Annotated in this window: 25 protein-coding genes; 14 read left to right on the forward strand and 11 right to left on the reverse strand. The window is 41.6% G+C overall.

From position 1 onward, the window contains the following. Positions 1 to 85: 85 nt before the first annotated feature. The 5 genes from AC1RRY_RS18365 to AC1RRY_RS18385 form a co-directional block, all read right to left on the reverse strand. Positions 86 to 1780: an asparagine synthase-related protein gene (locus AC1RRY_RS18365; RefSeq protein WP_492821897.1), complete on the reverse strand. Its 1695-nt coding sequence runs from the start codon at positions 1778 to 1780 to the stop codon at positions 86 to 88. A 10-nt stretch (positions 1781 to 1790) separates the two neighbouring features. Then, the gene (locus AC1RRY_RS18370) at positions 1791 to 1946 is read right to left on the reverse strand and encodes a hypothetical protein (RefSeq protein WP_492821895.1); all 156 of its coding nucleotides are present in this window, start codon (positions 1944 to 1946) and stop codon (positions 1791 to 1793) included. 202 nt (positions 1947 to 2148) lie between these two features. Beyond that, positions 2149 to 2541 carry a VOC family protein gene (locus AC1RRY_RS18375; protein WP_492821893.1) on the reverse strand — a complete coding sequence of 131 codons (393 nt, stop codon included), beginning with the start codon at positions 2539 to 2541 and terminating at the stop codon, positions 2149 to 2151. A 434-nt stretch (positions 2542 to 2975) separates the two neighbouring features. After that, positions 2976 to 3974: an SDR family NAD(P)-dependent oxidoreductase gene (locus tag AC1RRY_RS18380; RefSeq protein WP_492821891.1), complete on the reverse strand. Its 999-nt coding sequence runs from the start codon at positions 3972 to 3974 to the stop codon at positions 2976 to 2978. Positions 3975 to 4256: 282 nt separating this feature from the next. Continuing rightward, positions 4257 to 4958, reverse strand: a complete 702-nt coding sequence (locus tag AC1RRY_RS18385) for a 3-keto-disaccharide hydrolase (protein ID WP_492823124.1) — start codon at positions 4956 to 4958, stop codon at positions 4257 to 4259. Between the two features lie 255 nt (positions 4959 to 5213). Here AC1RRY_RS18385 and AC1RRY_RS18390 point away from each other — a divergent pair, with 255 nt between their 5' ends. Next, positions 5214 to 5732: a GNAT family N-acetyltransferase gene (locus tag AC1RRY_RS18390; RefSeq protein WP_492821889.1), complete on the forward strand. Its 519-nt coding sequence runs from the start codon at positions 5214 to 5216 to the stop codon at positions 5730 to 5732. Positions 5733 to 5859: 127 nt separating this feature from the next. Here AC1RRY_RS18390 and AC1RRY_RS18395 read toward each other — a convergent pair whose 3' ends face one another. Together AC1RRY_RS18395 and AC1RRY_RS18400 are read right to left on the reverse strand one after the other, a co-directional pair. After that, positions 5860 to 6483, reverse strand: a complete 624-nt coding sequence (locus AC1RRY_RS18395; RefSeq protein WP_492821887.1) for a DUF3267 domain-containing protein — start codon at positions 6481 to 6483, stop codon at positions 5860 to 5862. A 198-nt stretch (positions 6484 to 6681) separates the two neighbouring features. Next, the gene (locus AC1RRY_RS18400; RefSeq protein WP_492821885.1) at positions 6682 to 7056 is read right to left on the reverse strand and encodes a winged helix-turn-helix transcriptional regulator; all 375 of its coding nucleotides are present in this window, start codon (positions 7054 to 7056) and stop codon (positions 6682 to 6684) included. A 127-nt stretch (positions 7057 to 7183) separates the two neighbouring features. Here AC1RRY_RS18400 and AC1RRY_RS18405 point away from each other — a divergent pair, with 127 nt between their 5' ends. The 9 genes from AC1RRY_RS18405 (at position 7184) to AC1RRY_RS18445 (ending at position 17419) form a co-directional block, all read left to right on the forward strand. Continuing rightward, positions 7184 to 7975: an SDR family oxidoreductase gene (locus AC1RRY_RS18405; RefSeq protein ID WP_492821883.1), complete on the forward strand. Its 792-nt coding sequence runs from the start codon at positions 7184 to 7186 to the stop codon at positions 7973 to 7975. Between the two features lie 325 nt (positions 7976 to 8300). Next, a complete protein-coding gene (locus AC1RRY_RS18410; protein ID WP_492821881.1) occupies positions 8301 to 8624 on the forward strand; it encodes a nuclear transport factor 2 family protein in 324 nt (107 codons plus the stop codon). Between the two features lie 297 nt (positions 8625 to 8921). After that, positions 8922 to 9344, forward strand: a complete 423-nt coding sequence (locus AC1RRY_RS18415; protein ID WP_492821879.1) for a hypothetical protein — start codon at positions 8922 to 8924, stop codon at positions 9342 to 9344. Between the two features lie 282 nt (positions 9345 to 9626). Continuing rightward, entirely contained in the window at positions 9627 to 10271 is a 645-nt protein-coding gene (locus AC1RRY_RS18420) for a porin family protein (RefSeq protein WP_492821877.1), read from the forward strand. Positions 10272 to 10764: 493 nt separating this feature from the next. Beyond that, complete coding sequence (locus AC1RRY_RS18425) at positions 10765 to 10938, forward strand: hypothetical protein (RefSeq protein ID WP_492821875.1); 174 nt, start codon at positions 10765 to 10767, stop codon at positions 10936 to 10938. Beyond that, positions 10935 to 12668, forward strand: coding sequence for an asparagine synthase-related protein (locus AC1RRY_RS18430; RefSeq protein WP_492821873.1), 1734 nt, complete (start codon positions 10935 to 10937; stop codon positions 12666 to 12668). Before AC1RRY_RS18425 ends, AC1RRY_RS18430 begins: the two co-directional genes overlap by 4 nt. Before the next feature lie 821 nt (positions 12669 to 13489). Continuing rightward, positions 13490 to 15223 (forward strand): asparagine synthase-related protein, encoded by a 1734-nt coding sequence (locus AC1RRY_RS18435; protein ID WP_492821871.1) that lies wholly within the window; start codon positions 13490 to 13492, stop codon positions 15221 to 15223. 451 nt (positions 15224 to 15674) lie between these two features. Further along, the gene (locus AC1RRY_RS18440) at positions 15675 to 16760 is read left to right on the forward strand and encodes an AAA family ATPase (protein ID WP_492821869.1); all 1086 of its coding nucleotides are present in this window, start codon (positions 15675 to 15677) and stop codon (positions 16758 to 16760) included. Then, on the forward strand, positions 16757 to 17419 hold the full coding sequence (locus AC1RRY_RS18445) for a DUF4276 family protein (protein WP_492821867.1): 663 nt from the start codon (positions 16757 to 16759) through the stop codon (positions 17417 to 17419). Before AC1RRY_RS18440 ends, AC1RRY_RS18445 begins: the two co-directional genes overlap by 4 nt. 170 nt (positions 17420 to 17589) lie before the next feature. Here the strand turns inward: AC1RRY_RS18445 and AC1RRY_RS18450 are convergent, their stop codons facing one another. Next, entirely contained in the window at positions 17590 to 19092 is a 1503-nt protein-coding gene (locus AC1RRY_RS18450; RefSeq protein WP_492821865.1) for a DUF1593 domain-containing protein, read from the reverse strand. A 326-nt stretch (positions 19093 to 19418) separates the two neighbouring features. Here AC1RRY_RS18450 and AC1RRY_RS18455 point away from each other — a divergent pair, with 326 nt between their 5' ends. The 4 genes from AC1RRY_RS18455 (at position 19419) to AC1RRY_RS18470 (ending at position 23529) form a co-directional block, all read left to right on the forward strand. Next, positions 19419 to 20453, forward strand: a complete 1035-nt coding sequence (locus AC1RRY_RS18455; protein WP_492821863.1) for a ligand-binding sensor domain-containing protein — start codon at positions 19419 to 19421, stop codon at positions 20451 to 20453. Between the two features lie 70 nt (positions 20454 to 20523). Next, positions 20524 to 21627: a WD40/YVTN/BNR-like repeat-containing protein gene (locus AC1RRY_RS18460; protein ID WP_492821861.1), complete on the forward strand. Its 1104-nt coding sequence runs from the start codon at positions 20524 to 20526 to the stop codon at positions 21625 to 21627. Between the two features lie 70 nt (positions 21628 to 21697). Continuing rightward, the gene (locus AC1RRY_RS18465) at positions 21698 to 22339 is read left to right on the forward strand and encodes a YceI family protein (RefSeq protein WP_492821859.1); all 642 of its coding nucleotides are present in this window, start codon (positions 21698 to 21700) and stop codon (positions 22337 to 22339) included. Positions 22340 to 22464: 125 nt separating this feature from the next. Next, the gene (locus AC1RRY_RS18470) at positions 22465 to 23529 is read left to right on the forward strand and encodes an NAD(P)H-dependent flavin oxidoreductase (protein WP_492821857.1); all 1065 of its coding nucleotides are present in this window, start codon (positions 22465 to 22467) and stop codon (positions 23527 to 23529) included. Positions 23530 to 24262: 733 nt separating this feature from the next. Here AC1RRY_RS18470 and AC1RRY_RS18475 read toward each other — a convergent pair. Genes AC1RRY_RS18475 through AC1RRY_RS18485 form a run of 3 tightly spaced genes read right to left on the reverse strand, consistent with a single transcriptional unit; the run spans position 24263 to position 25925 of the window. Then, on the reverse strand, positions 24263 to 24889 hold the full coding sequence (locus AC1RRY_RS18475; protein ID WP_492821855.1) for a dual OB domain-containing protein: 627 nt from the start codon (positions 24887 to 24889) through the stop codon (positions 24263 to 24265). Continuing rightward, positions 24889 to 25368 (reverse strand): DUF488 family protein, encoded by a 480-nt coding sequence (locus AC1RRY_RS18480; RefSeq protein ID WP_492821853.1) that lies wholly within the window; start codon positions 25366 to 25368, stop codon positions 24889 to 24891. Before AC1RRY_RS18480 ends, AC1RRY_RS18475 begins: the two co-directional genes overlap by 1 nt. A gap of 2 nt (positions 25369 to 25370) precedes the next feature. Beyond that, the gene (locus AC1RRY_RS18485; RefSeq protein WP_492821851.1) at positions 25371 to 25925 is read right to left on the reverse strand and encodes a DUF488 domain-containing protein; all 555 of its coding nucleotides are present in this window, start codon (positions 25923 to 25925) and stop codon (positions 25371 to 25373) included. Positions 25926 to 26160 lie beyond the last annotated feature (235 nt).

The following is a 26160-nucleotide window of genomic DNA, read 5'->3' on the forward strand; positions in this document are numbered from 1 at the left end:
AATTGAGATTTTCAAGTTTTGATATGTTATTTTTTCGTAGCGAAACCAATGACTGTTTGTGCGTATACGTAAATGTAGGTTTGCCTCACTTTTTATGGTGCCGGAGGAAAAGCCCCAGCATGATGGCTGTCAGGAAATTCATGCCTTCGTAATAGCCTATATCGGTATCTTCCAATATATTTTGGGCGGTTTTCTGCAATTTGGGGGCATTGATCATTGCGCTGAAATCGCGGTCTTCCAACAGTGTTTCTACAGTGGTTTTTACTTTCTTTTTATTAGCGATGAGTCGCCGGCTGATATCTGACGACTGCCTGCCCCGCTGTTTTTCGTACAAAACACTATGCGGCATTGAGCGATGCATGATTTTGCGGAGCAGATACCGGCTCTCACCATTAGGCCCATAGAACATGTCGTTGGGCAGCGACAAACAGAATTCTATCAGGCGCAGGTCGGCAGTGGGGTCTTTGATCTGAAACCCGAACCGGTTATAAATTCCGTAAAGGTTTTTGATATGATTATTATTGGCCAATGAAAGCGAAAGTATCAGATTTTGCTTTTGAGAATCGGGTAAGAGGGCCTTAGCTGATAAATCAATAATTTGTTCTTTCTGTTCACGACTCAGTAAATCTGAAGAAACATAAGAAGCCGCCAGCGATTCATTCAGGCTTTTTTCTAAATCAATTTTTTTGAATGGCCGGGCCAGTTTGCTGAGTATACGCCGCGGCTTATGCCTGTAATAGGGATGATACACAGGTAACTGCATAGGCAGGCCAGTGGCCGATAAGGCATAATTGCCGTGTTTGCCACTTAAGCAGACGTCGGCATCTGTTTCTTGCAGATGCTTGTAAATATCAAGAATCCAGTAGAGATTGCCTGCACCCGCAACAACGCCTTCAGAAACATTCAGGTAATTTTCGATGCCTTCTATCGGACAGCTTTTTTCGGAGGTCAGAAATCGATGCGAAATATTTTTATGCCCGCTCAGTATCGCGTTGATATGCGTCGATTCATCGTTGAACCAATGTTTATCCGGGGTGGTTTCCTGATATCTGGGTATATGACTGGCCGCATGAAGCGATTGGTTTTGTGTAGCCAGTATCTGAGCGGCCAGTGTAACGACAGAGCCGGAGTCGAGGCCTCCGCTCAGCATGGCTGCCGGTTTTCTGGCGCCTGCCAGCCTTTTGGCTACGGCGTCATGATAAAGTTCGTAAAGCTCTTCGTAAAGATCAGCCTTTTTTTGGTTTTCCCTGACAGCTATTGCTTCCGGAAACCAGTACTTTTCAAGTTTTAGGGTATCGCCGTTATAGCTTAGCGTATGGCCCAGCGGTATGTAGAAAATATCTTTGTAATGGGTGTTATTTCTACCTACAGAAACACCAATGGAAGCATTTGCCAGCAAATACTGAAAATCGAGACTGGCAGGAATAGCACTTCTGAAAAAAGACAGGTTTCTGGAAATATACAGGTGATTGCCATGCAGCGCATAATACAGGAACGTGTCTCCGTATTGTTCTACGGCCGTGAAAACCTCCTTCCTGTTTTTATCATAAATAATAAACCACCAGTTGGAGCCATACAAATGTCCGGGTAGTGCTTTGTGCCATTGCTGATATGCTGTTGCCAGATAAGCGCCGAGGTCAGAAAACCGGGCATTATAGAGCTCTCCTGAGCAGATAATACTCAGGTTGGCATCAGTATAGTACTGAACGTTCGCTTCTCTTTGGGCAATGGCATTCAGGTAGGTGACGTTATCACCCAATAGCTTCTTACTAACCGGCATATTGTTTTACTTAGCTTTCGAAGTTATTATTTTCTGTAATTTCATCCCATGAACCTCCAATTTTACCCTGAACAGTGATTTTTTCGAATGAAGGAGTTACCCATTGTTGTTTGTCAGAAGTGCCGGCAAAAGTTTGCAGTGCTTGGCTAAATATTTCAGTTGTCATTGGTGGTATTTACTATTAAAATTTCTTCAAATATAAGACAGGAAGTTTATTTAATGAAACGATTGACTTTGTATTTTGCCGAACCTGGAGAAAGGCTTGCGCAGAAAAACGGCTGAAGAGTCGTTCGTTTATATATATACGTAAATTATTTTAGTTCTTATAGCAGACCAGCGCTTGTAATAAGTGTTTCGATCCGGCTTGCCTAAATGGCTTTCTGTATCATCCAGATATGTCCGAAAGGATCGCGGAAGTCACCCTGCCGATAACCGTAGTCGTAGTCTTGCACAGGGTTTACCAGTGTGGCACCTGCTTCAACTGCGCGGTTGACCAGAGCGTGTACATCGTCTACGAATAGTCCTATCAATACGGTGGTGCCTTTAACCGTGTCGGGCTCAAACAATCCGGCGCTGTTTTTTTGCTCATGCAGGTGAAACATAGCGCCGTTTACCGATAATTCTGATACGTGAATGCTGCCGTCGTCATTGCTGAATCGTCGTAATTCGGTAGCGCCAAGCCCCTTGATATAAAAGTCTACATCGGTGCATCCGCTCGGAATATACAACTGCGGCGCAAAAGAAAAGTTGGTTGTCGACATGATGTGTTTTGCCAGGTTTGGTATGAATAAAATAAACGCCTGTTTTTTATACCCCACCAAATTAATAAAAACTGAGCATGTTTTAGTGATGTTTACGTTGAAAGTTACTTCTTCTGTTTCAGATTTCCCGTGCGTGCTGTTCAATCAAGGGGCATTGCTGCTCTTTCAGGCTAAAAAGTATCAGGTGTTTAAAGAAATCTTATTACCAAAAATCCCCCGTTTTATGCTGTTTAACGGGCAATTCCGGGCATTCGCATAATTTCTCTCATTACTCCTTTTTGTCCTGTGTTAATTTGTGTTTTAAAAGTCACAGCAAAAGTTATTCTGGATAAGGACCGCTCTTTGAGCGGTCTTTATTTTTATATCCTCTCTCATATACTCATACAAACAGCCCACCGGAGCGGGCTGAGTGCAAAGGATAAGCTATCTAAGCGTTAATCAACCTGAAAGGTAATACCTGTCAATTGTTCACTTAACTGCCATAATTTTCCGGCTGACTGTTCATCGAGCGCGTAGGGTTTTACACCATGTGTGGCCGGGGTATCTCCGCTGGTTATGGTGGCAACTTCAACATCTTCACAGTACGTGCCTCCTGAATTTTGCAGCTGCGGGCTGGTGGCACACCACACAGTAGTGGCTGCGCCCTGTGGAATCGTCTTGAGTTGCGCTGCCACCTCGGGGCGTATTTCGCCGGCATCGTTCAGTATGCCCATTTGCTTGAATAAATCTACTGAGGCCTCGCGGGCTAAGTCGGTACCGCCTACTGAGCCCGGGTGGAGCACATAAGCCCGCACGTTGTGGGCAGCTGCCCGCTTGTCGAGCTCAACTGTAAACAGAATATTGGCGGTTTTAGATTGCCCGTAACCCAGCAGGGTTTCGTAGGCGCGGTGCTCAAAGTTGGGGTCTTCAAAATTGAAAGGAGCCATCTGATGACCCAATGACGACACATTGACCACCCTTGCGCCATTTGCTTTTTTAAGTGCAGGCCACAAACGGGCAGTAAGCTGAAAATGTCCCAGATGATTGGTTACCAGTTGTGATTCGTATCCGCGGGCGTCGCGTCGAAGTGGTACCCACATGATACCCGCATTGTTGATGAGCAGGTGTAGTGGCTTGCCCGTGGACAGAAAATCGGCCGCAAATGCATCAATGGAATCGGGATTCATCAAGTCCATTGCGGCTACGCTTACGCCTGTTATGCCTTCCACGTTTTTCTGTGCTTTGGCGGTGTCGCGGGCAGGTACTATTACGGTTGCTCCGGCTTGGGCCAGTATGCGGGTGGTTTCCAGACCGATACCGGCATAGCCACCGGTAACAATGGCGGTTTTACCGCTGAGGTCGATACCCTTGATTACTTCTTCTGTAGTTGATTGTGCGTTGAATCCTGAGCCGATAGGATGCTGCAAGGCGCCCTGATAATTGTTTTGTTCCATGTTTATATTAATTTGATGGAACAAAGCTAGGGTATAAAAAACAGAGGAATTTTGTTTAAAAGGCCGAATTTACTTTGTTGAGAGGGCCGGGGGGAACCCCACCCTGACCCTCCCCAACAGTGGGGAGGGACTTAAAGTCTCTCCGCGCGGCGTCCGCTCCCCATTGTTGGGGCGACCGTCGCGCGGAGAGAGATTAGAGAGTGGGGTTTTCTTGGTACCAAATAATACTGTGCAACTTCTCTTTTTGAGAAGGCCTCAATTAAAAAAGAACGGAATACTAACTCACAATTTGAGCAGCTTGATGTTGCGATACCATACTGTGCTGCCCCAGTCTTGCAAACCTACCAAGCCAGTGTAATTACCTTTACCGATGGGTGCTCTGGCTAGCCCGCTTTTAGCTATTTTATCTTTCCAGTCTTGTCCGTTCAGGTTGTGTTCCTGCACCATAAAGCCATTCTGATACACGGTCAGTTTGCCTTTGCGCACTATAAAGTGAATCGTGTTCCATTCGCCCTGCGGGTTGCTTTCGCGCAAGCGGGCATTGGCTACACCGAAGAAATCGCTGGCGCGGTGGGTGTTTTCGGCGGCACCTTCATATATCTTGTCGTCAATCACCTGTAGTTCCAGGCCGGTGTCGTGCATGTTTCTGTATTGGGGTTCTTCTTTCACAAAGAAGAAAATACCACTGTTGGCAAACTTGCTCACTTTCCATTCGGCTTTCAATTCAAAATCGCCTTTGATTTCTTCATTGATTACAATATCGCCACCATTTTTAGCTTTGTTGCCTGCTCTTTCGGGCACATTGAGCTTAATAGCACCCTGGTCTATCAACCAGGCAGCGCCTACTTCCTTATCGCCATAGGCATGCCAGCCTGTAAAGTCCCTGCCGTTGAAGAGCAGTTTCCAGCCGGCTTTTTTTTCTTCGGCAGTGAGGGTGTTCTGTGCGTTTAATTGAATCAGCGTAAAACCGAGCAAGAGGGTCATTAAGGTTAACTTTCTCATTTTTGTTTTTCGTTAAAGGTTGAAGTAGGTAACAAATATAGTTTTTTTTCAGGGATATACGTCAAAAAATTGGTTCAGGCGATGGTTTGGAAGACCTGTCGGGGGGATTTCAGATTCGAGCTGTTTTTTAGAATAGTATTAAATAGGGCATGCCCGGGAATAATTTCCGGACAAATGCTTGTTTACTTCCTTTAAAAAGGCCTAGATTCGTACCGCTAAAATAAGTGGCTTATTGAGATGAATTTCAGAAATTTAAAAACTGCGCCCAAAGACGAATGGGATTTTATTTACAATCAGTATATCCAGACCTTCCCGATTGATGAACGACGGAACGAAGAACAGTTCTATGCCTTGTTTGCAAATGCCAGTACTTCTATTTTAAGTATCGACTCGAACGACAAAGCCATGGGGTATTTTGTTACCTGGCCCATGCAGGACTTTTTGTTTGTCGAGTTTTTCGAGATTTACCCGGTATTCAGAAGTACAGGGCTTGGTGCAAGGGCACTGGAAGAACTAAAAAACAATTATAACGTAATAGTGCTCGAAACCGAACCGCCGGAAATGGGGTCGATCGCCCGGAAACGGATTGGCTTCTATGAAAGCAGTGGTTTTCAGGTGATTGATAAACATTACCGACAACCGGCGTATGATGCCTCGAAGAATAGCCCGAATCTGTATCTGATGGCTACTGAGCCGGTGGATGTGATAGCCGCCAAGACCGAGATTTATAAGCGGGTGTATGGGGTGGTGATGTAAGATGCGGTTTTATTGTCGATTTTCGATTTCGGATTGTCGAATTATTGGAACATGGAGAAAGTAGTGGAGAGAAAATCTCCGGTTTTACTGCGAACTGAAAGTTCGCACCACAATCTTCGTTCTCTGATTATTTGGTTTTTTCGTAGAAGTAAGATATCTGCTTGGCTTTGTCGTCGTAGGTCAGGATGGTTCGGTGTGCGTGGAAATCATAGAAACTGAGCAGGGCGAAATCGCCGGAGCAGGCATATGTATGCATAAACAAAGCCGTCAGAACGGTAAATAACTGCAACTGACTGACAAAAAACAGCAAGGCGACCAGCATAGCAGAGATAACTATAAAGGGCGCCAGAGCCACTATTCTGAACTCAGCCTTACTGGCTACAAATCTATCTGCAACAGCCAGAAAATAGAATTTTTTCAGGTTCATGTCGTAAGATGTCTGCATGGCACCCTGCCATCGGTAGGCCAGTGCATGGATGTATTCGTGCAGGGGTATCAGCAGAAAGAAAAGCCCGAAACCGAGTGAGAGATACTCCAAGGCGTCGACCCAGCGTATCTGCGCCGACATAGATTTAAATACCAGCAAAAAGATAATAACACACAGCACCAGCAGGTTGATGCCATAATAGAAAACCGATGAAAACGTACGTTTTTTGAGGTATGTCTGCACAAAGGGTATCATGTCTTTGTGGTTGAGGCGCTCAAGCAGGGTATAATCTGGGTCGGATAACTCTTCCGGGGTTAACTGCATGGGTATGGTGGATGAGGATAAATGTAAATCTGTATAGACTACCTGGTGCTTAAGTCAAATATACAAAGAAATTGCTGAACCGGGAATCGGAATGCCGCTTTTTTCTTAAGGGGAATTAGTTGTGATTGGATATTTAGAATAGATTATCTATTTCGTAATTTCAATAATTATTGAAAAATATGAAACATGATTCTTGTACTATTGTTCTTCATCAGGTTTTGCCAGTTGCCTCAGAATCACTGTGCGCAGGCGCTCTTCGTTCGCATCGCCCCATTGGCCTATTGCCCCGATGATGGGTATCAGGCTTTTGCCGAAATCGGTCAGGCTGTATTCTACTTTGGGAGGAACAACCGGATAAATCACTTTCGATACCAGCTCGTGTTCTTCCAGTTCTTTCAGTTGCAGGTTCAGCACCCGTCGGGACGCATCCGGAATTTTACGTTGCAGTTCGCTGGGGCGCAGGTTGCCCTCATGAATAAACCACAACAGGCGTATTTTCCACTTGCCATAAAGCACTTCGCCTATCAGGTCGAGGCCACAGTTGAGGTTGGGTGTAATCTTTCTTTCGTACATGTTACAAATGTAGCTTTATGTGTCAAAATGCGCAATAGGGAAAAATTTATCCCTATGTGAATCGTATTTCCGTACTTGTACAGGCCGTAGATACTACTGAAATTTGCACAATAAAAACTTAAAAAAGATGCAGAAATTTAATTTTAGTAACGAACTGGACGGAAAAATTGCGCTGGTAACTGGCGGAACAAAAGGGACGGGGAAAGCCATTGCTGTGCGGCTATTACAGGCAGGGGCTAAGGTGATTATTACAGCCAGAAACCCGCCGGATGAAGCCAACCCGCAGATGCACTTCATAGCGGCAGACCTTAGTAAGCCCGAAGGTGCCCGGAAGGTGACCGATGTAATATTGGCAGCATACGGCAGGCTGGATATTCTTATCAATAATCTGGGAGGTTCCGAAACTCCCGGCGGTGGTTTTGCAGTGCTGACCGATGAAGATTGGGAACAGACCCTGCAGACCAATTTGTTGGCACCTGTGCGGCTCGACAGGGCTTTTCTGCCACCAATGATAGCGCAGAAGAGCGGGGTTATTATTCACATTGCGTCTATTCAGGGACGTTTGCCTCTGTATGACTCTACACTACCTTATGCAGCAGCCAAGGCGGGTTTGATTAACTACAGCAAGAGTCTGTCGAATGAGGTGTCACCTAAAGGTGTGCGTGTGCTGACGGTTTCGCCGGGCTGGATTATGACAAACTCGTCCGTCCGAATGATGGAACGCATTGCAGAAAGCGGAAACATTACTATGGAGCAAGCCGCCCAAAGTGTGATGGATGCGCTGGGTGGGATACCCTATGGCCGCGCGGCGCAACCCGAAGAAGTGGCCGAACTGGTGGGTTTTCTGGTGTCGCCACGAGCCCAATACCTGACAGGAACGGAATATGTAATTGACGGTGGGACGATACCTACGGTTTAGAGATTTTTTATAGTGGGGTTGTGCTGGGTTAGTCGCTTGAATACTGTTCTAAACTTTGCTACCACACTTCAAAAAAAAAATCTACTGTTTTTATATGCCCCGGTTGTTACTTTTTTTACCTGAAAAAAAGTAACCCAAAAAGCAGGCATCATTTAAACTCGTCCAATTAAAAATCCGCAATTAATTTCCCCTTCCCGAGTTTCATTGCTCGATTTTTAATTGGTCTCAAACAAAAAATGATGTTTCAAGGACTTTAATTTTTTTTGTTATTTTTTTCTTAGTGCAACTCCGTGGTTAAAGGTTTAACAATAATTAATAAAAAAATATGAACTTACCAAATGTAATAGCGGCTTTGTTGAAAGCCCAGACGGATTTTGACAGCGAAGCATATGCCCGATGTTTTGCAGAAAATGCAAAAGTATTTGACGATGGACGAACCCACATTGGTTTTGCAGCAATAAAAGCATGGAACGAACAGACTAATGACGAATATAGTACCGTTCTTGAGCCGATTGCGTTTACAGACACCACGAATGGAGGTGTTTTAACCGTAAGCGGTTCAGGTACTTTTCCCGGTAGTCCGATCGTGTTTAAGTACCATTTTGAGTTGGAAGGGGATACGATTTTATCTTTGAGAATTAGTGGGTGAGGGGAAGTGTGGTAATTTACTGAAGGCTCTCAGATTATGATAGTTGTTGATTTAATCCGTAGGGATGATATATCAGTAGAAAATGTAATGAAAGCGAATCTTTAGTCCCGTAGGGACGGTATATTAGTATATCGTCCTTACAGGATTTAGCTTATTCAAGCCTCTGCGACAGAGTCCCCTTGCTTAGCTTTAGGCTATCGCACACGGGAGACTCTGTCGGGACATACAGGTTTTAAAATAGAATGTGGATTAATGGTTTGTGAAAATCACTACATTTGCCAAAAACCAATCTGCCCTATGCTCTACCGAATACTGTTTCATATCTGCTGGTTAATAATCTCTTTTGTGATAGCGGCGGTTGTCGGCATGGCGTTGTATACCTACGGTGCCGTGAAGCTGGTACGTAGTTTCTGGGTGGTGTTTGGGGTGTTGGAATTGCTGCATGCAGGTCTTGCCTGGCGTGGGCAGTTCGGCCAAAAGCAAAGGGCTTTGCTGCTCAACAATATTCACTTTGGCTTGCTGATGCTGGCGGCAGGTTTTGTAGTTTATTTCTATGCCAATGTGAGTTCGTTCCGAAACGAGGGCGACAACAGCATTGAGTTCAGGTACTTTTCTTATTTCTTCGACAACATCTTTCTTGTCAACCTGGTTATTTTCATTGTCAACTTATGGTTTTTGTGCCGTGGCCTGCTCGCACAGAGTTTCAGACAGCGCAAGTAAGGAATACGCATCCGGCAGGGTAATCGCTTGAAGTAGTTACTTTTATTTTTGATATTTCAGTAATTTCTGAAAATTCAGTATTTTTGATTCATTCCTTCTTTCTCTACATCTCTCTACTCGCCTTGGCAGGGTTTATTTCTGCAAAAACTATTTTCAAAATTTATGTGCCTTGGTTGTAACCTTTTATTTTTTTCAGGAATAAAGGGCTGTTGAATCATTCGGTGCAGGTATTTGCCGATGCATTTTTTAATTAAACATATATCCAATTAATCATTATCACTTATGAAATCACTATTTATTCTTTTTGCTGTGACAATCTCATTTATTTCGTATGGTCAGGAAATCAAGGTAGCTCCTGTAATAGGTATCGGAGCGGCAGGTGCGCTCTATTCTTCAGAATTAAAAGATTCGGATACCAAAAACAGTCCGGCCATTAAGTTAAGTATAGGCGGCTGGATTGAATATGCAAAGGATGAAAAACTTGGGTTCAGAAGCGGCTTAATTTTTTCAGGGAAAGGCGTAACCACAAAGGAGTCATCAGGTGATGGAAAGGCTCATCAAAAAATTACTTATCTGGAAATTCCTCTCTTGGTGAACTATAAAATCGGCGACTCTGGCCTTAAGTTACTGGCTGGTCCTTCGCTTAATTTTGCTCTTAGTGCGAAGGTGAAGTATAAAGGAGGGTCTATTAGTGCAACTGAAACGTTAGAAATTGGTAGTGACGGTGATATTAAACCGCTTGATATCAGTTTGAATCTGGGTCTTGCCAAAGACTTTACCGTGATGGATAAGCCGTTGGAAGTCTCTTTGATGGCGTCGCCGTCGCTTACTTCATATCTTTCCATTACAAAAGATGCGTCTGAGTATTGGGCACGCCATTATTTAATTGGTTTCAAAGCAGCTTATTTCTTTTCACTGAGCAAATAAGGGCTTGTAGATACCATGTAACTTAGATACTATTTTATAAAGATAAAGTTAAGGTTGATAGAGGTGTTTGCGTGCCGGTACTAATAAGGAACCAGCGAGGGATTCGCTCTTAAGGTTGTAGAGCGAATCACCCTCAATGGTTTTTGTTGTTATTGCATTTTATATAAATAATTGGTTTGATTGTAAATATTGTTTAGTTTGTATTTTCAATAAATTATGAAAACATGATAGCCTGCATGAACTAACAAAGGAATCCTCTGCCGAAAGAGCAGACACTAATCATATTCTACTATCAATTTTCGCCAAATACAGCAGTTTCCTGAGTAAAACTGGGTTTAAGTGCCTGATATATACGTAATAGTGATTTAATCAGAATTTAACATTTCTAATTGGAACGTTTGGATTTGATTACTTATCTTTGAAAGATTATGATTGATTTTCAGACAATCTAATTATATGTAAGTAAAGGTAAATCCAATCCAATAAAGCTGTAATGAACCAGAATTTTTCAAAACAAGAAACTGCAGAAGTACCATCTGTTTCTGCCAATCAGGAAGAAATTTCTTCTAAAAAACAATGGGTTAAACCTAAAGCAAGGGTTTTGAATATCAATAATAGCGGTGAGGATGAGATTGATGTATCATCTGCGAAACGGGATCTTTCATGATTCTAGGGGGCTTAGGACTTAGTTCTTCGCTGGATTTTACAGGATTCGAAACCATTGAATCGTCTTCTTTTCGCCTGGGGCGTAAGGGAAGCAATGATGTTGTTGTGCAGCATGATACCGACCGACAGCTATTACTGGCCGCATTTGGAAGAATAGATAACAGGGCCGAACTACAAAGCCATCTGGGAGTTTGCGCTACCAATGCTGATTTTATACTTAAAGCTTATCTGAAATGGGGTAAAAACTGTCCGTCGCGTTTGCTGGGGGAGTGGTTTCTTGCTGTCTATCACATTGGGTCTGGCGAAATTTTCATAGCCCGCGACCACAACAGCAAAAGTGGCGTTTTTTACCTGTCCACTCCACAAGGGTTTTGTTTCAGTACCTCCGTGTATCCGCTGCTGCGTTTGTCGAAAGAACTGAACCCCCGTTATGTGATAAGGGTGTTCAGCGGATGGCAGTATGACCGTTTTGAGCATGACACAGTGTTTAAAAACATAACGAGTTTAGCTCCCGGTCACTCACTTACCTATAAAGAAAACAGGTTGCATATTGAACGATACTGGCATCCTGAAAACATTCCTCTTAAATATTATCAATCAACACAAGACTACGCCGACGAACTGCTCGAAATAACCCGGGAGGCAATCAGGTGCAGGATTCCGCCTAGCCGGAAAGTGGGTTTAATGCTTAGTGGCGGGTTCGATTCGGGTACTGTTGGCTATCTGGCGTCTGAATTGCTGGGAGAAACTCCTCTGACTGCATTCAGCCATGTGCCTCTGTATAACCGTTTCTATCATAACCGCACTAACAAGGTTTTCGACGAAAGCACGCACATAGATGCGCTGGTTGCTTCGAGGCGCAATATGAGGTCAATAAAATTGAAATCCGAAAGTATTTCACCCATTGATGGCATAGAGAAGTTTGTCAGAAGCTATAATGTGATTGTACCGAATGGCGCCAATGCGTTCTGGCTGATGGATATCAACGAACAGGCAGATGCCATGGGTATAGACGTGTTGTTTTCGGCAGCAATGGGAAATGTGGGTTTGTCGTACCGGGGGAAGAAACAACTGCTGCCCATGAGTGTGGGCTGGGAAGCGCTGAAGCAAAAGATTCTGAAGCCGGCACTACGGAATTATCTGGGATACCGGAAATTGATGCGGAACCTTGGGAATAACTTTCTGCACTCACAGGTGCTGGATGATTACGGTGTCAGGGCCGACATACTGCTGAAAGGTAATGGCATTAAAGAGGTTCCGAAATCTATTCAGGAAGATATGCTGCATTTGATAAGACGATCGGATGGGTCGAGGTTGTTACCTCCTGACGATACTTATCGTTTTCAAAAAGCAGACCCTACAGCTGATGTGCGCATCATAGAGCATTGTATGGCGATACCGAATGCGTTTTTCTTTAACGAAAAAGGAGAAGATAAACAGGTGATACGCCGAATGATGGCTGGCAGGCTGCCTGACATAACCCTGAACGAAAACCGGATGGGGCTTCAGGCATCTGATATTTTTATGCGTTTGCATCAGGAAATAGGCCGGGCAGAAGAATACTTCCACCGCTTTGAAGAGAATCCGGCTTTCAGTTATTTTATAGATACTACCAAGCTGCGAAACGCGATTACGATGGTGAAGGAACAGAAATTGACCGAGCGCAGTGCGATGAACAATATCCTGACAAGCCTGATGCTGGGGGTGTTTCTGGAGCAGAACGGGTTTTAGGTTCAAAGTATGCTCAAATGCCTAACCGAATTTCACAGGATTAAAAAATGTAAAAATGCGATAGGCGAGGTTTTTACGTATATGTATCATGGTTTAATGCTAAGCAATGTTGATATCTAAAAAATTACTTTTAGAAAACAGTATTCTGAATAGAAATGCTTGCTGAGTCTATTTAATATAACTATCTCATTATTTGTTAGTTACGATTCGAATAAGTAGCTTTGAAGAATGGCTTCGTCACATCACCCAGCCAAAAAATTTATGCAAAAAGTGGCTAGCAGTGTTTTGGTATCTCCCAACGAAGAAACTATAAAAAAAAGCCAATGGGTTACACCTGAATTAATCCATATAAAAATTGAGTATGGTATTCTTCATTCCGGTACGGATTCTTTTACTTATAGCGTTGATGAATCCTGATATCAGGTAGTAATCAGAAAGACACCTTATTGATTTCACAGGACTTAAAACTTTAGAAGCGCCCCCGACCGGATTTGATGTCTGGATAATGTGGGCGCTTTGTTTTTTTAGATTACAGACAGACCTTTGCTTTTTGCGAGGTCACACACTTACCAGTAAAGGAAAAAGGCTGCATAATGAACGATACCTGCATTCTGAAAATAGCCTCCGGCTACCCGATAAAATTCTACATGAAAAGGTTTGCAGGCATCAGGTGTTTTTCTGCGCCTACGTACTGAGATAAACAGGGCAGAGGCATATTGTAACCGAGATATTATTGCCTGATTATTTAAAAAGAACAAGAATTTGCTTGATGGAACCGGAAAGCTTATTTTTGAGAATGGTATAATACTGAAACTAATGATATGATACTTGGATGCACTCCTGCCGGAGATTCTTTCAATTTTTCAGGTTTTGAAACCATTGAAACACCAGCCATAAAGCTGGCTTACAGGAGTGATTGCGGGGCAGGTATTTTTCAGGATGAGCACAGGCATCTGATTTTTATGGCTCAAGGCAGGGTAGATAACAAGCCTGCATTAGAACCATTTACAGGCAAGTGCTCGTCGGCTGCGGAGTATATCTGGAAGGCCTATTTGCTATGGGGAAAAAAATGTGCCTCACGTATACTGGGCGACTGGCTGTTTGTGGCTTATGACACACAATCGGGCGAACTGTTTATTGCCAGAGACCACGCAAGTAAGGAGGGACTGTTCTACAGACAGACACCCACAGGATTTTGTTTCAGTAATTCTTTACGCCGACTTACGGAAGTATCGAAAGAATTAAACTATCAATACGCGTTCGGATCACTAAGCCGGTGGCGGTATAAAAATCAGGAGCACGAAACCATTTTTAAGGGCATAAACAGTTTAGCGCCGGGCCATATGCTTACGTATATGGGAAGTCGTTTGAGAATCGAAAGATACTGGCATCCTGAAAACATTGGTTTGAAGCATTACAAGTCTACACAGGATTATGCCGATGAACTACTGGAAATAACCAGAGAGGCTATCAGATGCCGTATACCCGAAAACGGGAAGGTGGGATCGCTACTGAGCGGTGGTTACGATTCAGGCACTATCACCAGCCTTACTGCCGAGCTGCTGGGAGATGCACCCCTGCTTACGTTCAGCCATATACCTTTGTATGACCAGTTTTTTCATAAGTACCGCAGTCTGTTTAACGACGAAAGTGAGCATATTGACGCCGTGGCTGCTTTTTGGCCGAACATCCGGTCGATGAAACTGAAATCAGCGCATATTTCGCCTCTGGACGGGCTGGAAAGATTTGTGAAAAATTTCAATACGCTTATCGGTAATGGCGGGAATGCATTCTGGCTCATTGATATTTATGAACAGGCATCGACCATGGGAGTAGAAGTGCTATTTAATGCTGCTATGGGCAATGTGACAATATCTTACAAAGGGCTAAAACACCTGTTGCCGATGCCACCAGGCTGGCAGGCACTGAAACAAAAAGTACTAAAACCGGCATTAAGTAATTATCTGACCTACCGGTTTTTCAATGAGAGGTGGAACGATCATTTCCTGAATGCCTCTCTGCTTGATGAATACAAACCCAAAACCGATATATTGCTGAACGGTACCAGCCTGAAAACCGTATATAGAACCCGGACGGAACATATCCTTACGATACAGAGGCAGTCGGACCTGTTCAGACAGGTAGATATTGATACAACGTTCAGCTTCAGAAAATTAGACCCCATCGGCGATGTGCGTGTGATAGAGCATTGTCTGGCGATACCGAATCAGTTTTACTTTAACGAAAAAGGCGAAGACAAACAGGTGATACGCCACATGATGGCAGGCAGGCTGCCTGATAAGGTGTTGTATGAAAAACGAAAGGGGCTGCAATCGGCCGATATTTTTATGCGTATTCATACCGATATCGACAGAGTAGAAGATTATTTCCACCGTTTTGAAGAAAACCCGACGTTCAGACATTTTATTGATACCCCAAAACTCGGAAGAAGTATAGAGTTGGTGAAAGCACAGCAATTGACAGAACCCGGCAAATTGGGTAATCTATTGACATGCCTCTTGCTGGGAGTGTTTCTGGAACATAATAAATTTTAATGTGTGCGTGGCACGCCTATACTCGATAGAAAACGGGCGTGGCACGCATAGGCAGGGGTTCAAAATTTCTACCAATCTGTTTTGAAATCCGGAATTTATTTCCTTAACTTCGTAATGCATCCCGGAAATAGATATCTCTGATATCTGTACAACGATAGTACGCAAAACAAACCTTTACTTTTCTTGAAGAGATGTACCTTTCTATCGGATCCCATAGAAAAAATGCTAATCTTTAAGACATGAATCACTATCAGTGGCTCCGGCTGGGAACAACGTTCCTCCTGGGCTTAAACCGGCGGGTTTAAGCCTTTTTTTATTTATGTTAAATTTGGTTCCTTAATTTGAATACTCTAATTTTGATTTTAACAATACTTTGATTTAAATGAAGCTTGTATTTTTTCTTTTTCAGGTAGTAGGGTTATAATGTATAGCATAGGTTAATTGCCAGATAATGAACAACAAGAATTTAAAAGAGATTACTATTGGCGGGTTTAAATCAATTCGTTCGCAAGTCGTAGCGATTGGCGATATGAATGTTTTAATTGGCCAAAATGGTGCAGGAAAGAGTAATTTTATTGGCGTTTTTAAGTTTATCAGGAATATTATTATAGGCAGACTTAAGAGTGTATCTATCAGAGAAGGGGCAGAAAATATACTTTATTATGGAAGTAAAGAAACTAAAAGTATAAATTTATTTCTTGACTTTTATCCGAATTCGTACCAGATAAATCTACTGCCTACCTTAAATGACAGTTTGATTATAGATTCTGAGAAATGCGGCTTCACTGCAGAAGATTATAAAAATCCTTATTTTACTACAATAACATTCTCAGAAGACGAAAGCAAGCTTTCGTCTAAAGCTCAATCTAATAGAGTTGCCAATCATGTATATGATGTGCTGAAGGATTGGATAGTGTATCATTTTCATGACACAAGCGAAACTGCCGGTATAAAAAAATATGCATCTCTGGCTGATGACAAGTTTTTGTTCGATGATGCCTCAAATTTAGCTCCATTCTTATTTAGAATGAAGAATGCGGATAAAAAGCATTATGACAGAATCATTAAAACAATTCAGTTGGTCATTCCATTTTTTAAGGATTTTGTTTTGTCGCCTAATCTTTTAAATACAGAAAACATCAGATTGGAATGGAACGATGTTTTTTCTGATAAAACCTTTACAGCCAATCAATTGTCAGACGGTTCTTTAAGGTTTATATGCATGGCCACTCTTTTGTTACAAAGTAACTTGCCTAAGTTGGTGATAATTGATGAACCCGAGCTTGGTTTGCACCCAACAGCTATTACCATTTTAGCAGGTTTGTTGAAAAAAGCTTCTACACGAACACAGGTTATTATTTCAACACAATCTGTAAGTTTAGTTAATGAATTTGAGACTGAAGATATAATAGTTGTTGAAAAAGAGGGTGCAGAGACGGTTTTTAGAAGATTAGACTTGGAAAAATTGGATTCGTGGTTGGAAAGCTATTCATTGGGTGATTTGTGGGATAAAAATGTAATAGGAGGCAACCCATGATTAGATTAAATATAACTGCAGAGGGGTTTTCAGAAGAGCGTTTTGTGTCTGATATTTTAAGGCCACACTTGCTTCAGTTCAATATTTATGTCGAGGCCAGGAAGGTGCTAACAAATAGATCATTGCGAAAAAGAGGTGGAATAGTGGGATATTCGAAGTTTAAAAATGATGTAACTCAATGGTTCAAAGAATGCCCTGATGTATATCACTCTTGTTTGATTGATTTATATGGTTTAACAACGGACTTTCCAGGTTATAATTCTACCAGAAAGCTAAGCCCTTATAAACGTATAGCTGCAATGGAACAAATGTTAAAAGTGGACTTAAACTTTCCGAATTTTATTCCCTATATCCAGCTACATGAATTTGAAACGCTATTGTTTTCGGATCCGAAATTGATGGAAGAATGGCTGGAAATTGATAATGAGTTGCCTGATAATTGCTTTTTAGAGATTAAAGCCTCAATGCCAGAGGCTAATCCTGAATTAATTAATGAAAGCCCTGAAACTGCTCCATCAAAGAGGATTCTACGCATTTGTAAATCTTATAATAAAGTTACAGATGGAGTTCTAATATTACAAGAGATTGGATTAGATAAACTCAGGTTGGAGTGCAGGCATTTTAATGAATGGCTAACGATATTAGAGGGATTGAAATAGTATAAATTTCTGATGCAGGGCTTAAACCGGCGGGTTTAAGCCTTTTTTTGTGATGATAATTGAAGCAATTAAGCGTGCCACGCCCGTTTTATATCGAGGATAGGCGTGACACGCTTGATATAAAATTCCTCTCTGCCCTTAGCCCCATGCCCTCTGCAAAGCTAAGCTATTTAATAAACCACTAATATCACACGCTGATAGCGTATCAGCGCCGGGGTGCCGCTGTCTTTGCCTTCTGCTATGATATGGATGGTATCGCCGACTTTGGCGGTTTGTGGTATTTCAATTGCGGCAGTATCGCCTGTGGGTGACTGAATGGTAACTTTTTCAGGCGATGTCCCTGCCTCGGCATATTGCCAGAAGGTGTAGCTTACCGTGTGTCCGTCGGGGTCGAAGGCTGTTGCCGTAATCGTTAGTTTTTCACCTGGCTTTACTCTTCTGATATTTCCGCCTTTTACAGAGATACGTGGCGCATGATTCGCCTCCTTATAGGGTTTAATACACCAGTCTGCCCGGGCAGCAAAATCCAGTTGCAGGGCGTCGATCCAGCGGGTCTGCGGGAACGAAGCATCAGGCTTGCCGGTGAAAAGATTATAGTCTGTGAGGGTGCGGGCATCTTCCCAACGGTACGGATTGTCTTTCGATTGCACCATGCGGCCACCCCAGCCACCGTATTCGGGGTTGTTACGGTTCATGAGGCCTACGTCAAGCAGTTGAAAATAAGCGGGGGAGTCGCCCTCAGAAATAAAATCGTATGGCGTCATTTTATTTTTCGTCATGTCTTCAATGGTGCCTTGCGTATGCTCGGCATCTCCGGCTATTTTTTGTCCGTCGCCCCAAGAATAGTATTTAGCCAGCAACGGCCCGTGATTATGGATGATGTTTTTGCTCATAAACTCACCGCGCAGGTACGGCTGTAATTCGGCAGGTACTACGTGTGTCCAGGGGTATGCCAGGCACCAGAACTGGTTTGAATTATAGAAAACCCGTATCTGTGGCCAGTTGGGTGCTACGTATTTGCGATAGGTGGCATCCTGATCAAGCACTGCATAGATGATGGCTTTTTTTGATACCTTGTCGTAAATCTTTTGCCAATCGGGTTTGGTTTTGTATTCGTCTTCTATTGATTTCAGCGCGCGGGCAATGGTGTTGGTGCCACCCCATACCTGCAGGTATACGGGCTGCGGGTTGCCGTCAAGCAATACGTGTTTGATGAGCTCAGACCCATCCGTTACTTTTTCCATTTCTCCTTCAAAATCTATGTTTCCGACTTTTACGAGTTTTTTCAGGGCAGCGGCTTTGGGATAGCCCGCGGCGTGTTTAGCCAGATTGGGCTGTACTTTGGCGTATTCATCAATCAGTTCTTCCATCCAGGTAGTACCGGGCCAGCGCAATTCAGTGCGTTCACCGTAGCGTTTGGCGGTTGATTCCATTTCCGACGTGAACTTTGTGCCCTTGCCATCGCCTTTGTAGTGCCATTGTGAACTGCTGTACACGAGGCCTTCCAGTTTAAACTCGTTGGCGTAGAGCAGCATCCTGATGAACGAGTCCACGTCGTCCAGTTCGCCGTCGGTGGTTACTATGGTGCGGGGCTTGGTTTGTGCCATTGAAGCACTCAGGTGGAATACACCCACCAGGAGTATCAGCAATAAGTAGATAGTTTTTGTTTTCATCAGGTTGAATGAGTGATTGATTGGTTTTGTGTATTTCACAAATATACATTTTTCTAGTCTATTTGTTCCGGACACCGAACGTGTTTAGACCTTTGATGTATGCCCTTGCCCGTGGGTATTTGTTTGTACAACCTTATGTGGATATTAATCGAAGAAGTTTTATCGGCACTGAGATTCCAAAAATAGGGAGGTATTGCTGTTTTCTCAGTTGTTTGATGCCTGTCCCTACAATTTTTACATATCATTAACCTTTTTTTACAGACCTTTTACAGATGTCGGAATAAGAACATTTAGCTTTACTGAAATTCTTAAAAGCAAAAAGAGAAATGATTAAGCTTTTGCAGCTATGTGTTTTGTTGATGGTTGTTTTGTACACCTCCTGGGGGCACAGCAAGACAGACCTCTCAAAAGATAATGTCAAGTCCGAAACTAAAGACACCACCACTTCCGGTGTGCCCAATAGTATGGTTCGGAATATAAAGCAAGATAGAAACGGAAACATTTTGGTTGCTTCCTTCAAAGGTATTTTTCGATACGATGGCAAATCGTTTACCAACCTCACGAGTAAAATAAGTTCTCCCAGCTTCTGGGATGTTCTGGAAGATAGAAAAGGAAATCTTTGGTTTGCTACCAGAGATTCAGGAGTTTATCGTTACAAGGGGAAATCCTTTCAACATTTTACAACCGCGGAAGGACTTGCCGATAATTTGGTTTTTTCTATTCATGAAGATAAAGCCGGTAATATTTGGTTCGGAGGTGGACTAAGCCGTTACGATCCCAGAAGGGCAGATGGGAAATCCTTTCGAAGTTTTACAACGAAAGACGGACTGCCCCCTAATGGTATTAAGGATATTATCGAAGACAGAACCGGGAAATTATGGCTTGCCACAGAGGACGGGCCTTGTTTTTATGATGGAAAAACATTTACCGTTCTAAAAAACAAAGATGGCAAAGCGTTTAAAAACGTTTGGTCAATAATCGAAGATAAAAAAGGAAGCATTTGGTTCGGTGACATTGGTGGTCTTTGGCGCTATGACGGCAGTATCTTTACAAACGTAGCGAAGAGGGGTGCTTCTGCAATAATCGAAGATAAAAAAGGGAACATCTGGACTACCGGTGAAGTAAAGCCCAATGGAAACTGGGCACTTTCCCGTTATGATGCAAAGTCTTTGTACAATAAAACCCCCGCTGTAACCGAAATAATGTTAACCGAAAAAATGCTTTGTGGGATTTTGGAAGCTAACGATGGAAGTATTTGGTTTGGATCTTTATCCGGAGTGTATCGATATGACCCTTCGGCAATGCTCAGGGCGGGAGGAAAGACCATCACGGATTTTAAAAGTAAAGAGAGTCAGCAATAATAGGGATAGCCCCATCTGCTGCTTTCCGCTAATTACTAATTAATAGGATTTTACTTTAAATTTTTAAAAAATGAAAAAACTATTTGTGTTTATTCCGGCTATCTTCCTGGTATTATTTCTACTAAATTCTTTTGTGGTAAAAGAAAAGGAAGCAAAAAAGAAAATAATAAAAGAGGGGAAATCATCAGAGATTGCCAACATCATTTTTAAATCTACTGATGGCGGCCAAACCTGGCAGGACATTAGCAAAGGGCTGCCTGAAAATTTGCAGAGAGCGGGTGTGTCGAGAGATGGTTTATTTGCAAATGACCACGGACTCTATTTACGTGCTGGCAATGGGGTTTATCATACTGAACCAAATTCCACAACTTCATTTTGGACAAAAGAGATTTTCCCTGGTAAACAACGTAACATTACCCCTGGTAAGAATGGGATATTTGCCTATGATTTCAGGGGTCAATTTATACAAAAAATAAACGGAACGAGTGATTGGTCGCCCGTGTACACGGATTTTCAAGAGCAAGCCGTACGCTTAGACCAAACGAAAGATTGGATGTACAAGAATTATAAAGCGAGACAAGTAACCAACGTTTTTGAAACTGCCGGAGGCACAGTTTTCATCAATGCCAGCAACATTCTTTTTAGATCAACTAACAAAGGAAAAACCTGGGAAAAAGTACATACCGGGGGCGTGGCAATGAAATTGATAGAATCAAACGGTGTACTCATGGCTACCTACAAAGATGGAATATTAAGATCGACCGATGATGGTCAAAATTGGGATCTTGTGCTTAATGAAGGGGGTGTTGGCCTCGCTGTGGAACGTATTAATGGGGGATTCGCTGCCATAGTAAATAACACAGATACCCAAACAAACACAATACACATTTCAATGGATGGTGGGAAAACCTGGAATACCATAGGCGAAGACCTTCAGCCTTCCCGGGGTAGTTTATTCATGAAAAAAGTAGGCCTACTAAAATCTTCATCAGATATTTTATCTATCAAACAAATGGGTAAGTATTTAGTCTGTGGTCGCGTAAATGGTATATTCCGGTCATCAGACATGGGCAAAACATGGCAACAACTAGTACTTCCTCCTACAGGAAATTTTGGCTTCAATTTATCTGTTTCGGACAAGGTAATCTATGTCATACCAAGTAAAGGATGTTGAAAAACTCTAAACTCAGCACTCATGTGTATTGCTGAGTTTAAAATCATTTGTCATTTATTATTTCTATACTATGAACAACAAGCTATCAATCTCTTACTTAGTTTTAATGAGTGCGTCTTTGTTATTCGGTTGCGGTGGATCTGACAATGAGGCAAACGACAATGCATCGGCAAGCTCAGCATCCGCTGGACAAAAATATAGTATAGACACGACAGAAAGTGTTATAACATGGAAAGGGTCAATGCTGCTGGATTCTGAGGAAGGGCATGTGGGGTATGTCCATCTATCAAAAGGTGAATTGCTGGTAGAGAAAGGCCAGCTTGTGGGTGGTACTGCTGAAATAGACATGAATTCAATGGAGTATAAAGACAAGACAAATAAAAATACCCCAATTAAACACTTAAAATCGCCCGATTATTTTGATGTAGAAAAATTCCCCACTGCCGCAATCGCAATTACCAAGGTTACATCAGCCAGTGGGAAGACTTTAAAAGTTACGGGGAACCTGACCATTATAGGGGTTACACGTTCGGTTACTTTTCCTGCCAAAATGGAAATTGTGGACGGAATTTTAAAAGCGAATGGTAAGCTAGTCATTGATAGAACAGATTGGGGTATCCGTTACAACTCAGGGAAATTTTATGATATTGTAGCCGATCAAATAGTTTCAGATGACATTGAATTGCTTATAAAAATTGTAGCCAAAAAGTAAGCTACCGGAATCTTTATAATGCTTTACTAATGAGCAGATTTGCGTCTGTACGAGAGGTAATTATCCTTTGATGTTTGCCCTTGCCTATGTATATTTGATTGTGCAACAATAAACAAGGCAGGATAATGAAGTGGACAAACGAACTTACTCAGTTGCTGGGCATTGAGTATCCAATTATTCAGGCGCCAATGTTGGGTGTCACTACACCACAAATGGTGGCCGCAGCGTTGAAAACAGGAGCTTTGGGGGCTTTGTCGCTGGGAGATTTGCCTGCTGAAAAATGTGTGGAGGCCATCAGATCAACCCGACAACTTACCGACAAACCCTTTGGGGTTAATATTTTTCTGAACGAAATACCTGCCATAACTGATGTACTGAGGGAGCAATATAACAAAGCCAGACTCTTTATTGACCAACTGGCTAAGCAATATCAGTTGGATGTGTCATTACCTGCCATTGAAAATATCAAGCTTACCAACTATCACGACCAGATTGATGCCATTATAGCCGAAAACTGCAGGATTGTGAGTTTCACTTTCGGCAATTTGGATGCGCCAAGCATTGCCCGGCTAAAAGCGAATAATACCCTGCTAATTGGTACCTGCACGTCGGTTGAAGAGGCGCTGATACTGGAAGCATCGGGCATTGACCTGATTTGCGTACAGGGTATTGAAGCCGGTGGCCACAGAGGCAGCTTTGCCAGGGCCACGATACCGCTGATAGGAGGGATGCCGCTGTTTGCACAGGTATATGAAGCTGTGAAAGTACCCTTGATTTATGCCGGGGGTATCTACAATGCCCGCACTTTGCTGGCGGCCAGGGCGCTCGGAGCGCAGGGGTTTCAGATTGGCAGCATTTTTTTGGGATCGGAAGAAAGCGCCCTGCAAGACTTCGAGAAAGAAAGGCTGCGTAAGGCAACGGAGAGCAGCATTGTATTGACCAGAAGCTTTACGGGACGATACGCCCGGGGTATCAAAAACACATTCATTGAAACACTAGAGCATACAGATTTCATACTGCCGTATCCGTATCAGAACAAGCTGACCGCTGAACTGAGAAAAGTAGCCAAAGCGCAGGAAAACCCACATTTTGTAAGTATATGGGCTGGGCAATCTCTGAATGGTTTCAGCGGGCGCTCAACCACGGCCATTATTCAGGATTTAATTACGGAAGTGGAACATAGTGGATGATTTGGATTCTATTATTCCAAGGCAATATTATCTTCAATCATTGCTAATAATTTTTCAAGTCCGTCGCACTTAATTTTGCCTATTTTACGATTAATGAGGGTATGGCTTAACGTTATTATCCTTCACATGGTTTTTACGGAATAAAATCTATATCTCTGTTAAATATAGGGAAACTAAACTTATAGTTATGAATAACCGATGTGATTTTAGCGACAATATAACCACGAATATTCGCTCAGGTTTTGGGAATAATTACTGCAGGTCTTTTTTTTAGAATTCACAAAGTTGTCAGTATAAGGGAATGGTAGCAGAACAATATCGCCTTGTTTGTACATAATCTTTTAATAGTCGTCCCAGTGGTTGTTATCAGGATGGTTCCAGTCGTTTTCTTTATGATTAGTTGAAATACTATTTCCCATTGTAAAAGTTCTCAATCAAAAGTGAACTTGGATTATTATGATATTTCGTTAATGCATAAAAGAGCTATTTGAAAGTTTAAGTCTGATTTTAACATTATCTAAATTCTTAAGTCTCAGAATGTCGTTGAGTTTAATACTTTCTAGTTTTAGTCTGAATATTATTTTAATTTTGTTCCTTATGTTTATCGGGCTGTCTTATTATAAATGTAGAAATCGAAATACGTCAGTTTATGTACAAATGTTTTTTAGAGCGGAAATTCTCAATTGCTCTATTATCACAAAAATGATGTTATGTATTCGTTTTTCTTATATCATCACAAGTACCAGCCTGATAATTGTAAATAATATCCTCTTGGTGCATTAATTTCGGAGTTCTCGGGCGGAAAAATTCTAGATAACGAAACTCTTAAAATTGTCCCAGCAGGAATAATTGATATAGTTTCTTGAAAACCAACATAGGCAATATTTCGGTAGTTGGTGCTATTAGGATATCTATATTTTGTTTTACTATTATTGTCGAATGTTACTCTAACTAAATCTTTATCAGAAATCCAAAAACCAACGCTTTTGGGCGGCATACTTCGATTGTATGGTATATAACCTGTTCCAGAATTTGTCCAATGAATGAAACCATCAAATAAATTGTCTACATGATCGGTCCAGTCAATTGTATTCGCTCCTATAAAAAATGAAGGTAAATCCTCAATTGTTCTCAAATATCTTTTAGAGGTCAAGATAATATCTTCGATATGAGGCTGTTGCAAAACTGTTCTATTAGTAAATTCTAAATTCCAAACTTGTCCTACAGCAAAATCTGTATCTTGAGGTTGATTATAGTTTCCTTTATTTAATATTCTAACATAGCGATTATCTGAAAGTACTAAACCGCCTACGCAAGCCAAAGTTGACATATGAGTTTTTGAAACGATTAATACCTCCATTACAGGTGAGTGATTTTAAAGTTATAACGATTCATAAGTTTATCAGCTACAATTGACCTGTGACAAGCCTCTGGATGCTCCTCAACACAAAAAAGAATTATTCGATTTGCTCCAATTTTTTCTAGGTTTTCAATGAATTGCTCAAAGTCAAAATCTTTTAGGATTTTGTTTTTATATTCAATAACAAATACTTTTCCTAATTCTTGTCTTTCTCTTTTGAGTTCTCCTTTTGCAAAGTCAACTTCTTTTTGTAACTCACGGATTTCAGATGTCGGTGCTAATTCTGGGATATAACCATATTTTACTTCCAAATCATTTAGTTTCTCTTGTAGACGGTTACTATTCACAAAAGAATATTTCGCACCACGAACCCCTCTTCGTTGTCTTATGTCACAGAATGTATCTATTTGGTTATTTATGAGTTTATCAAAAAACTCCTTTTCTGTGGAATTATAAACTCCAATTGTATAAAATTCCATCGTTATGTATATGCTTTTCTTGATGTTGCATTTTGAATTTCTCCGAATAAATTGATTTCAGATTTACCCTTGTTCAGTTCACTAATTACCGTTATTTGGTCTTTTAACTTGCCTTTCTCATCAATATGTTTTAGTATTATTTTGTCGATCTGTAATACTCTACCTATTAATTTACTTCGATGACATTCGCAAGGGTTACTTTCACTACACATAATGACAGCATTTACTTCTTTCTCATATGCTGTTTTTAATCTATTGACGCCTTGAATAAAAAAGTCTTTTGTTTTTACAATTTCATAATCAACTTTTCCTTCTTTATCATAACAACTTGTATCTTTTGGTCGCCCACCAATATTATCGCCCATAAACACATAAGTAATTCCATTACTCTCTAAATAGAATTTCAAGTCTATTTGGTTGTATTGTGGGCTAAATTTGGAGTATGGTTGAGATCGAACATCAATAAGATATTCTATACCGAAATCTTTCAGTATTTTTAAGAACTCGTCAATTTTCCTGCTTCCGTGTCCTATGGTATAAAGTGGTTTCTTTTCCATAATTCAAAATTACTAATTATTCTTATTGAATATCAGTTTGTTTATAATTTGTTGTATCGGTCTAAAGTTAATTGCAATTTACTAAATTAAGGAAATTAGTTATAGTCTTACAAGAAATTAGTTATAGTCTTACAAAATGATAAGACTACACAGCATATCTATTGTTTAAATCTTTCCTTATCAATATTACCTGTATTTTCAAATGACCAATTATATCCAAGTTTATAGCCAATAT

The organism is Emticicia sp. GW821-FHT11C11, from assembly GCF_058808615.1.

What these genes read in the sequence shown, in the direction of transcription:
- AC1RRY_RS18365 (WP_492821897.1), bottom strand. Translation starts at nt 1,780, where the DNA reads ATGCCGGTTAGTAAGAAGCTATTGGGTGATAACGTCACCTACCTGAAT.
- AC1RRY_RS18370 (WP_492821895.1), bottom strand. Translation starts at nt 1,946, where the DNA reads ATGACAACTGAAATATTTAGCCAAGCACTGCAAACTTTTGCCGGCACT.
- AC1RRY_RS18375 (WP_492821893.1), bottom strand. Translation starts at nt 2,541, where the DNA reads ATGTCGACAACCAACTTTTCTTTTGCGCCGCAGTTGTATATTCCGAGC.
- AC1RRY_RS18380 (WP_492821891.1), bottom strand. Translation starts at nt 3,974, where the DNA reads ATGGAACAAAACAATTATCAGGGCGCCTTGCAGCATCCTATCGGCTCA.
- AC1RRY_RS18385 (WP_492823124.1), bottom strand. Translation starts at nt 4,958, where the DNA reads ATGACCCTCTTGCTCGGTTTTACGCTGATTCAATTAAACGCACAGAAC.
- AC1RRY_RS18390 (WP_492821889.1), top strand. Translation starts at nt 5,214, where the DNA reads ATGAATTTCAGAAATTTAAAAACTGCGCCCAAAGACGAATGGGATTTT.
- AC1RRY_RS18395 (WP_492821887.1), bottom strand. Translation starts at nt 6,483, where the DNA reads ATGCAGTTAACCCCGGAAGAGTTATCCGACCCAGATTATACCCTGCTT.
- AC1RRY_RS18400 (WP_492821885.1), bottom strand. Translation starts at nt 7,056, where the DNA reads ATGTACGAAAGAAAGATTACACCCAACCTCAACTGTGGCCTCGACCTG.
- AC1RRY_RS18405 (WP_492821883.1), top strand. Translation starts at nt 7,184, where the DNA reads ATGCAGAAATTTAATTTTAGTAACGAACTGGACGGAAAAATTGCGCTG.
- AC1RRY_RS18410 (WP_492821881.1), top strand. Translation starts at nt 8,301, where the DNA reads ATGAACTTACCAAATGTAATAGCGGCTTTGTTGAAAGCCCAGACGGAT.
- AC1RRY_RS18415 (WP_492821879.1), top strand. Translation starts at nt 8,922, where the DNA reads ATGCTCTACCGAATACTGTTTCATATCTGCTGGTTAATAATCTCTTTT.
- AC1RRY_RS18420 (WP_492821877.1), top strand. Translation starts at nt 9,627, where the DNA reads ATGAAATCACTATTTATTCTTTTTGCTGTGACAATCTCATTTATTTCG.
- AC1RRY_RS18425 (WP_492821875.1), top strand. Translation starts at nt 10,765, where the DNA reads ATGAACCAGAATTTTTCAAAACAAGAAACTGCAGAAGTACCATCTGTT.
- AC1RRY_RS18430 (WP_492821873.1), top strand. Translation starts at nt 10,935, where the DNA reads ATGATTCTAGGGGGCTTAGGACTTAGTTCTTCGCTGGATTTTACAGGA.
- AC1RRY_RS18435 (WP_492821871.1), top strand. Translation starts at nt 13,490, where the DNA reads ATGATACTTGGATGCACTCCTGCCGGAGATTCTTTCAATTTTTCAGGT.
- AC1RRY_RS18440 (WP_492821869.1), top strand. Translation starts at nt 15,675, where the DNA reads ATGAACAACAAGAATTTAAAAGAGATTACTATTGGCGGGTTTAAATCA.
- AC1RRY_RS18445 (WP_492821867.1), top strand. Translation starts at nt 16,757, where the DNA reads ATGATTAGATTAAATATAACTGCAGAGGGGTTTTCAGAAGAGCGTTTT.
- AC1RRY_RS18450 (WP_492821865.1), bottom strand. Translation starts at nt 19,092, where the DNA reads ATGAAAACAAAAACTATCTACTTATTGCTGATACTCCTGGTGGGTGTA.
- AC1RRY_RS18455 (WP_492821863.1), top strand. Translation starts at nt 19,419, where the DNA reads ATGATTAAGCTTTTGCAGCTATGTGTTTTGTTGATGGTTGTTTTGTAC.
- AC1RRY_RS18460 (WP_492821861.1), top strand. Translation starts at nt 20,524, where the DNA reads ATGAAAAAACTATTTGTGTTTATTCCGGCTATCTTCCTGGTATTATTT.
- AC1RRY_RS18465 (WP_492821859.1), top strand. Translation starts at nt 21,698, where the DNA reads ATGAACAACAAGCTATCAATCTCTTACTTAGTTTTAATGAGTGCGTCT.
- AC1RRY_RS18470 (WP_492821857.1), top strand. Translation starts at nt 22,465, where the DNA reads ATGAAGTGGACAAACGAACTTACTCAGTTGCTGGGCATTGAGTATCCA.
- AC1RRY_RS18475 (WP_492821855.1), bottom strand. Translation starts at nt 24,889, where the DNA reads ATGGAGGTATTAATCGTTTCAAAAACTCATATGTCAACTTTGGCTTGC.
- AC1RRY_RS18480 (WP_492821853.1), bottom strand. Translation starts at nt 25,368, where the DNA reads ATGGAATTTTATACAATTGGAGTTTATAATTCCACAGAAAAGGAGTTT.
- AC1RRY_RS18485 (WP_492821851.1), bottom strand. Translation starts at nt 25,925, where the DNA reads ATGGAAAAGAAACCACTTTATACCATAGGACACGGAAGCAGGAAAATT.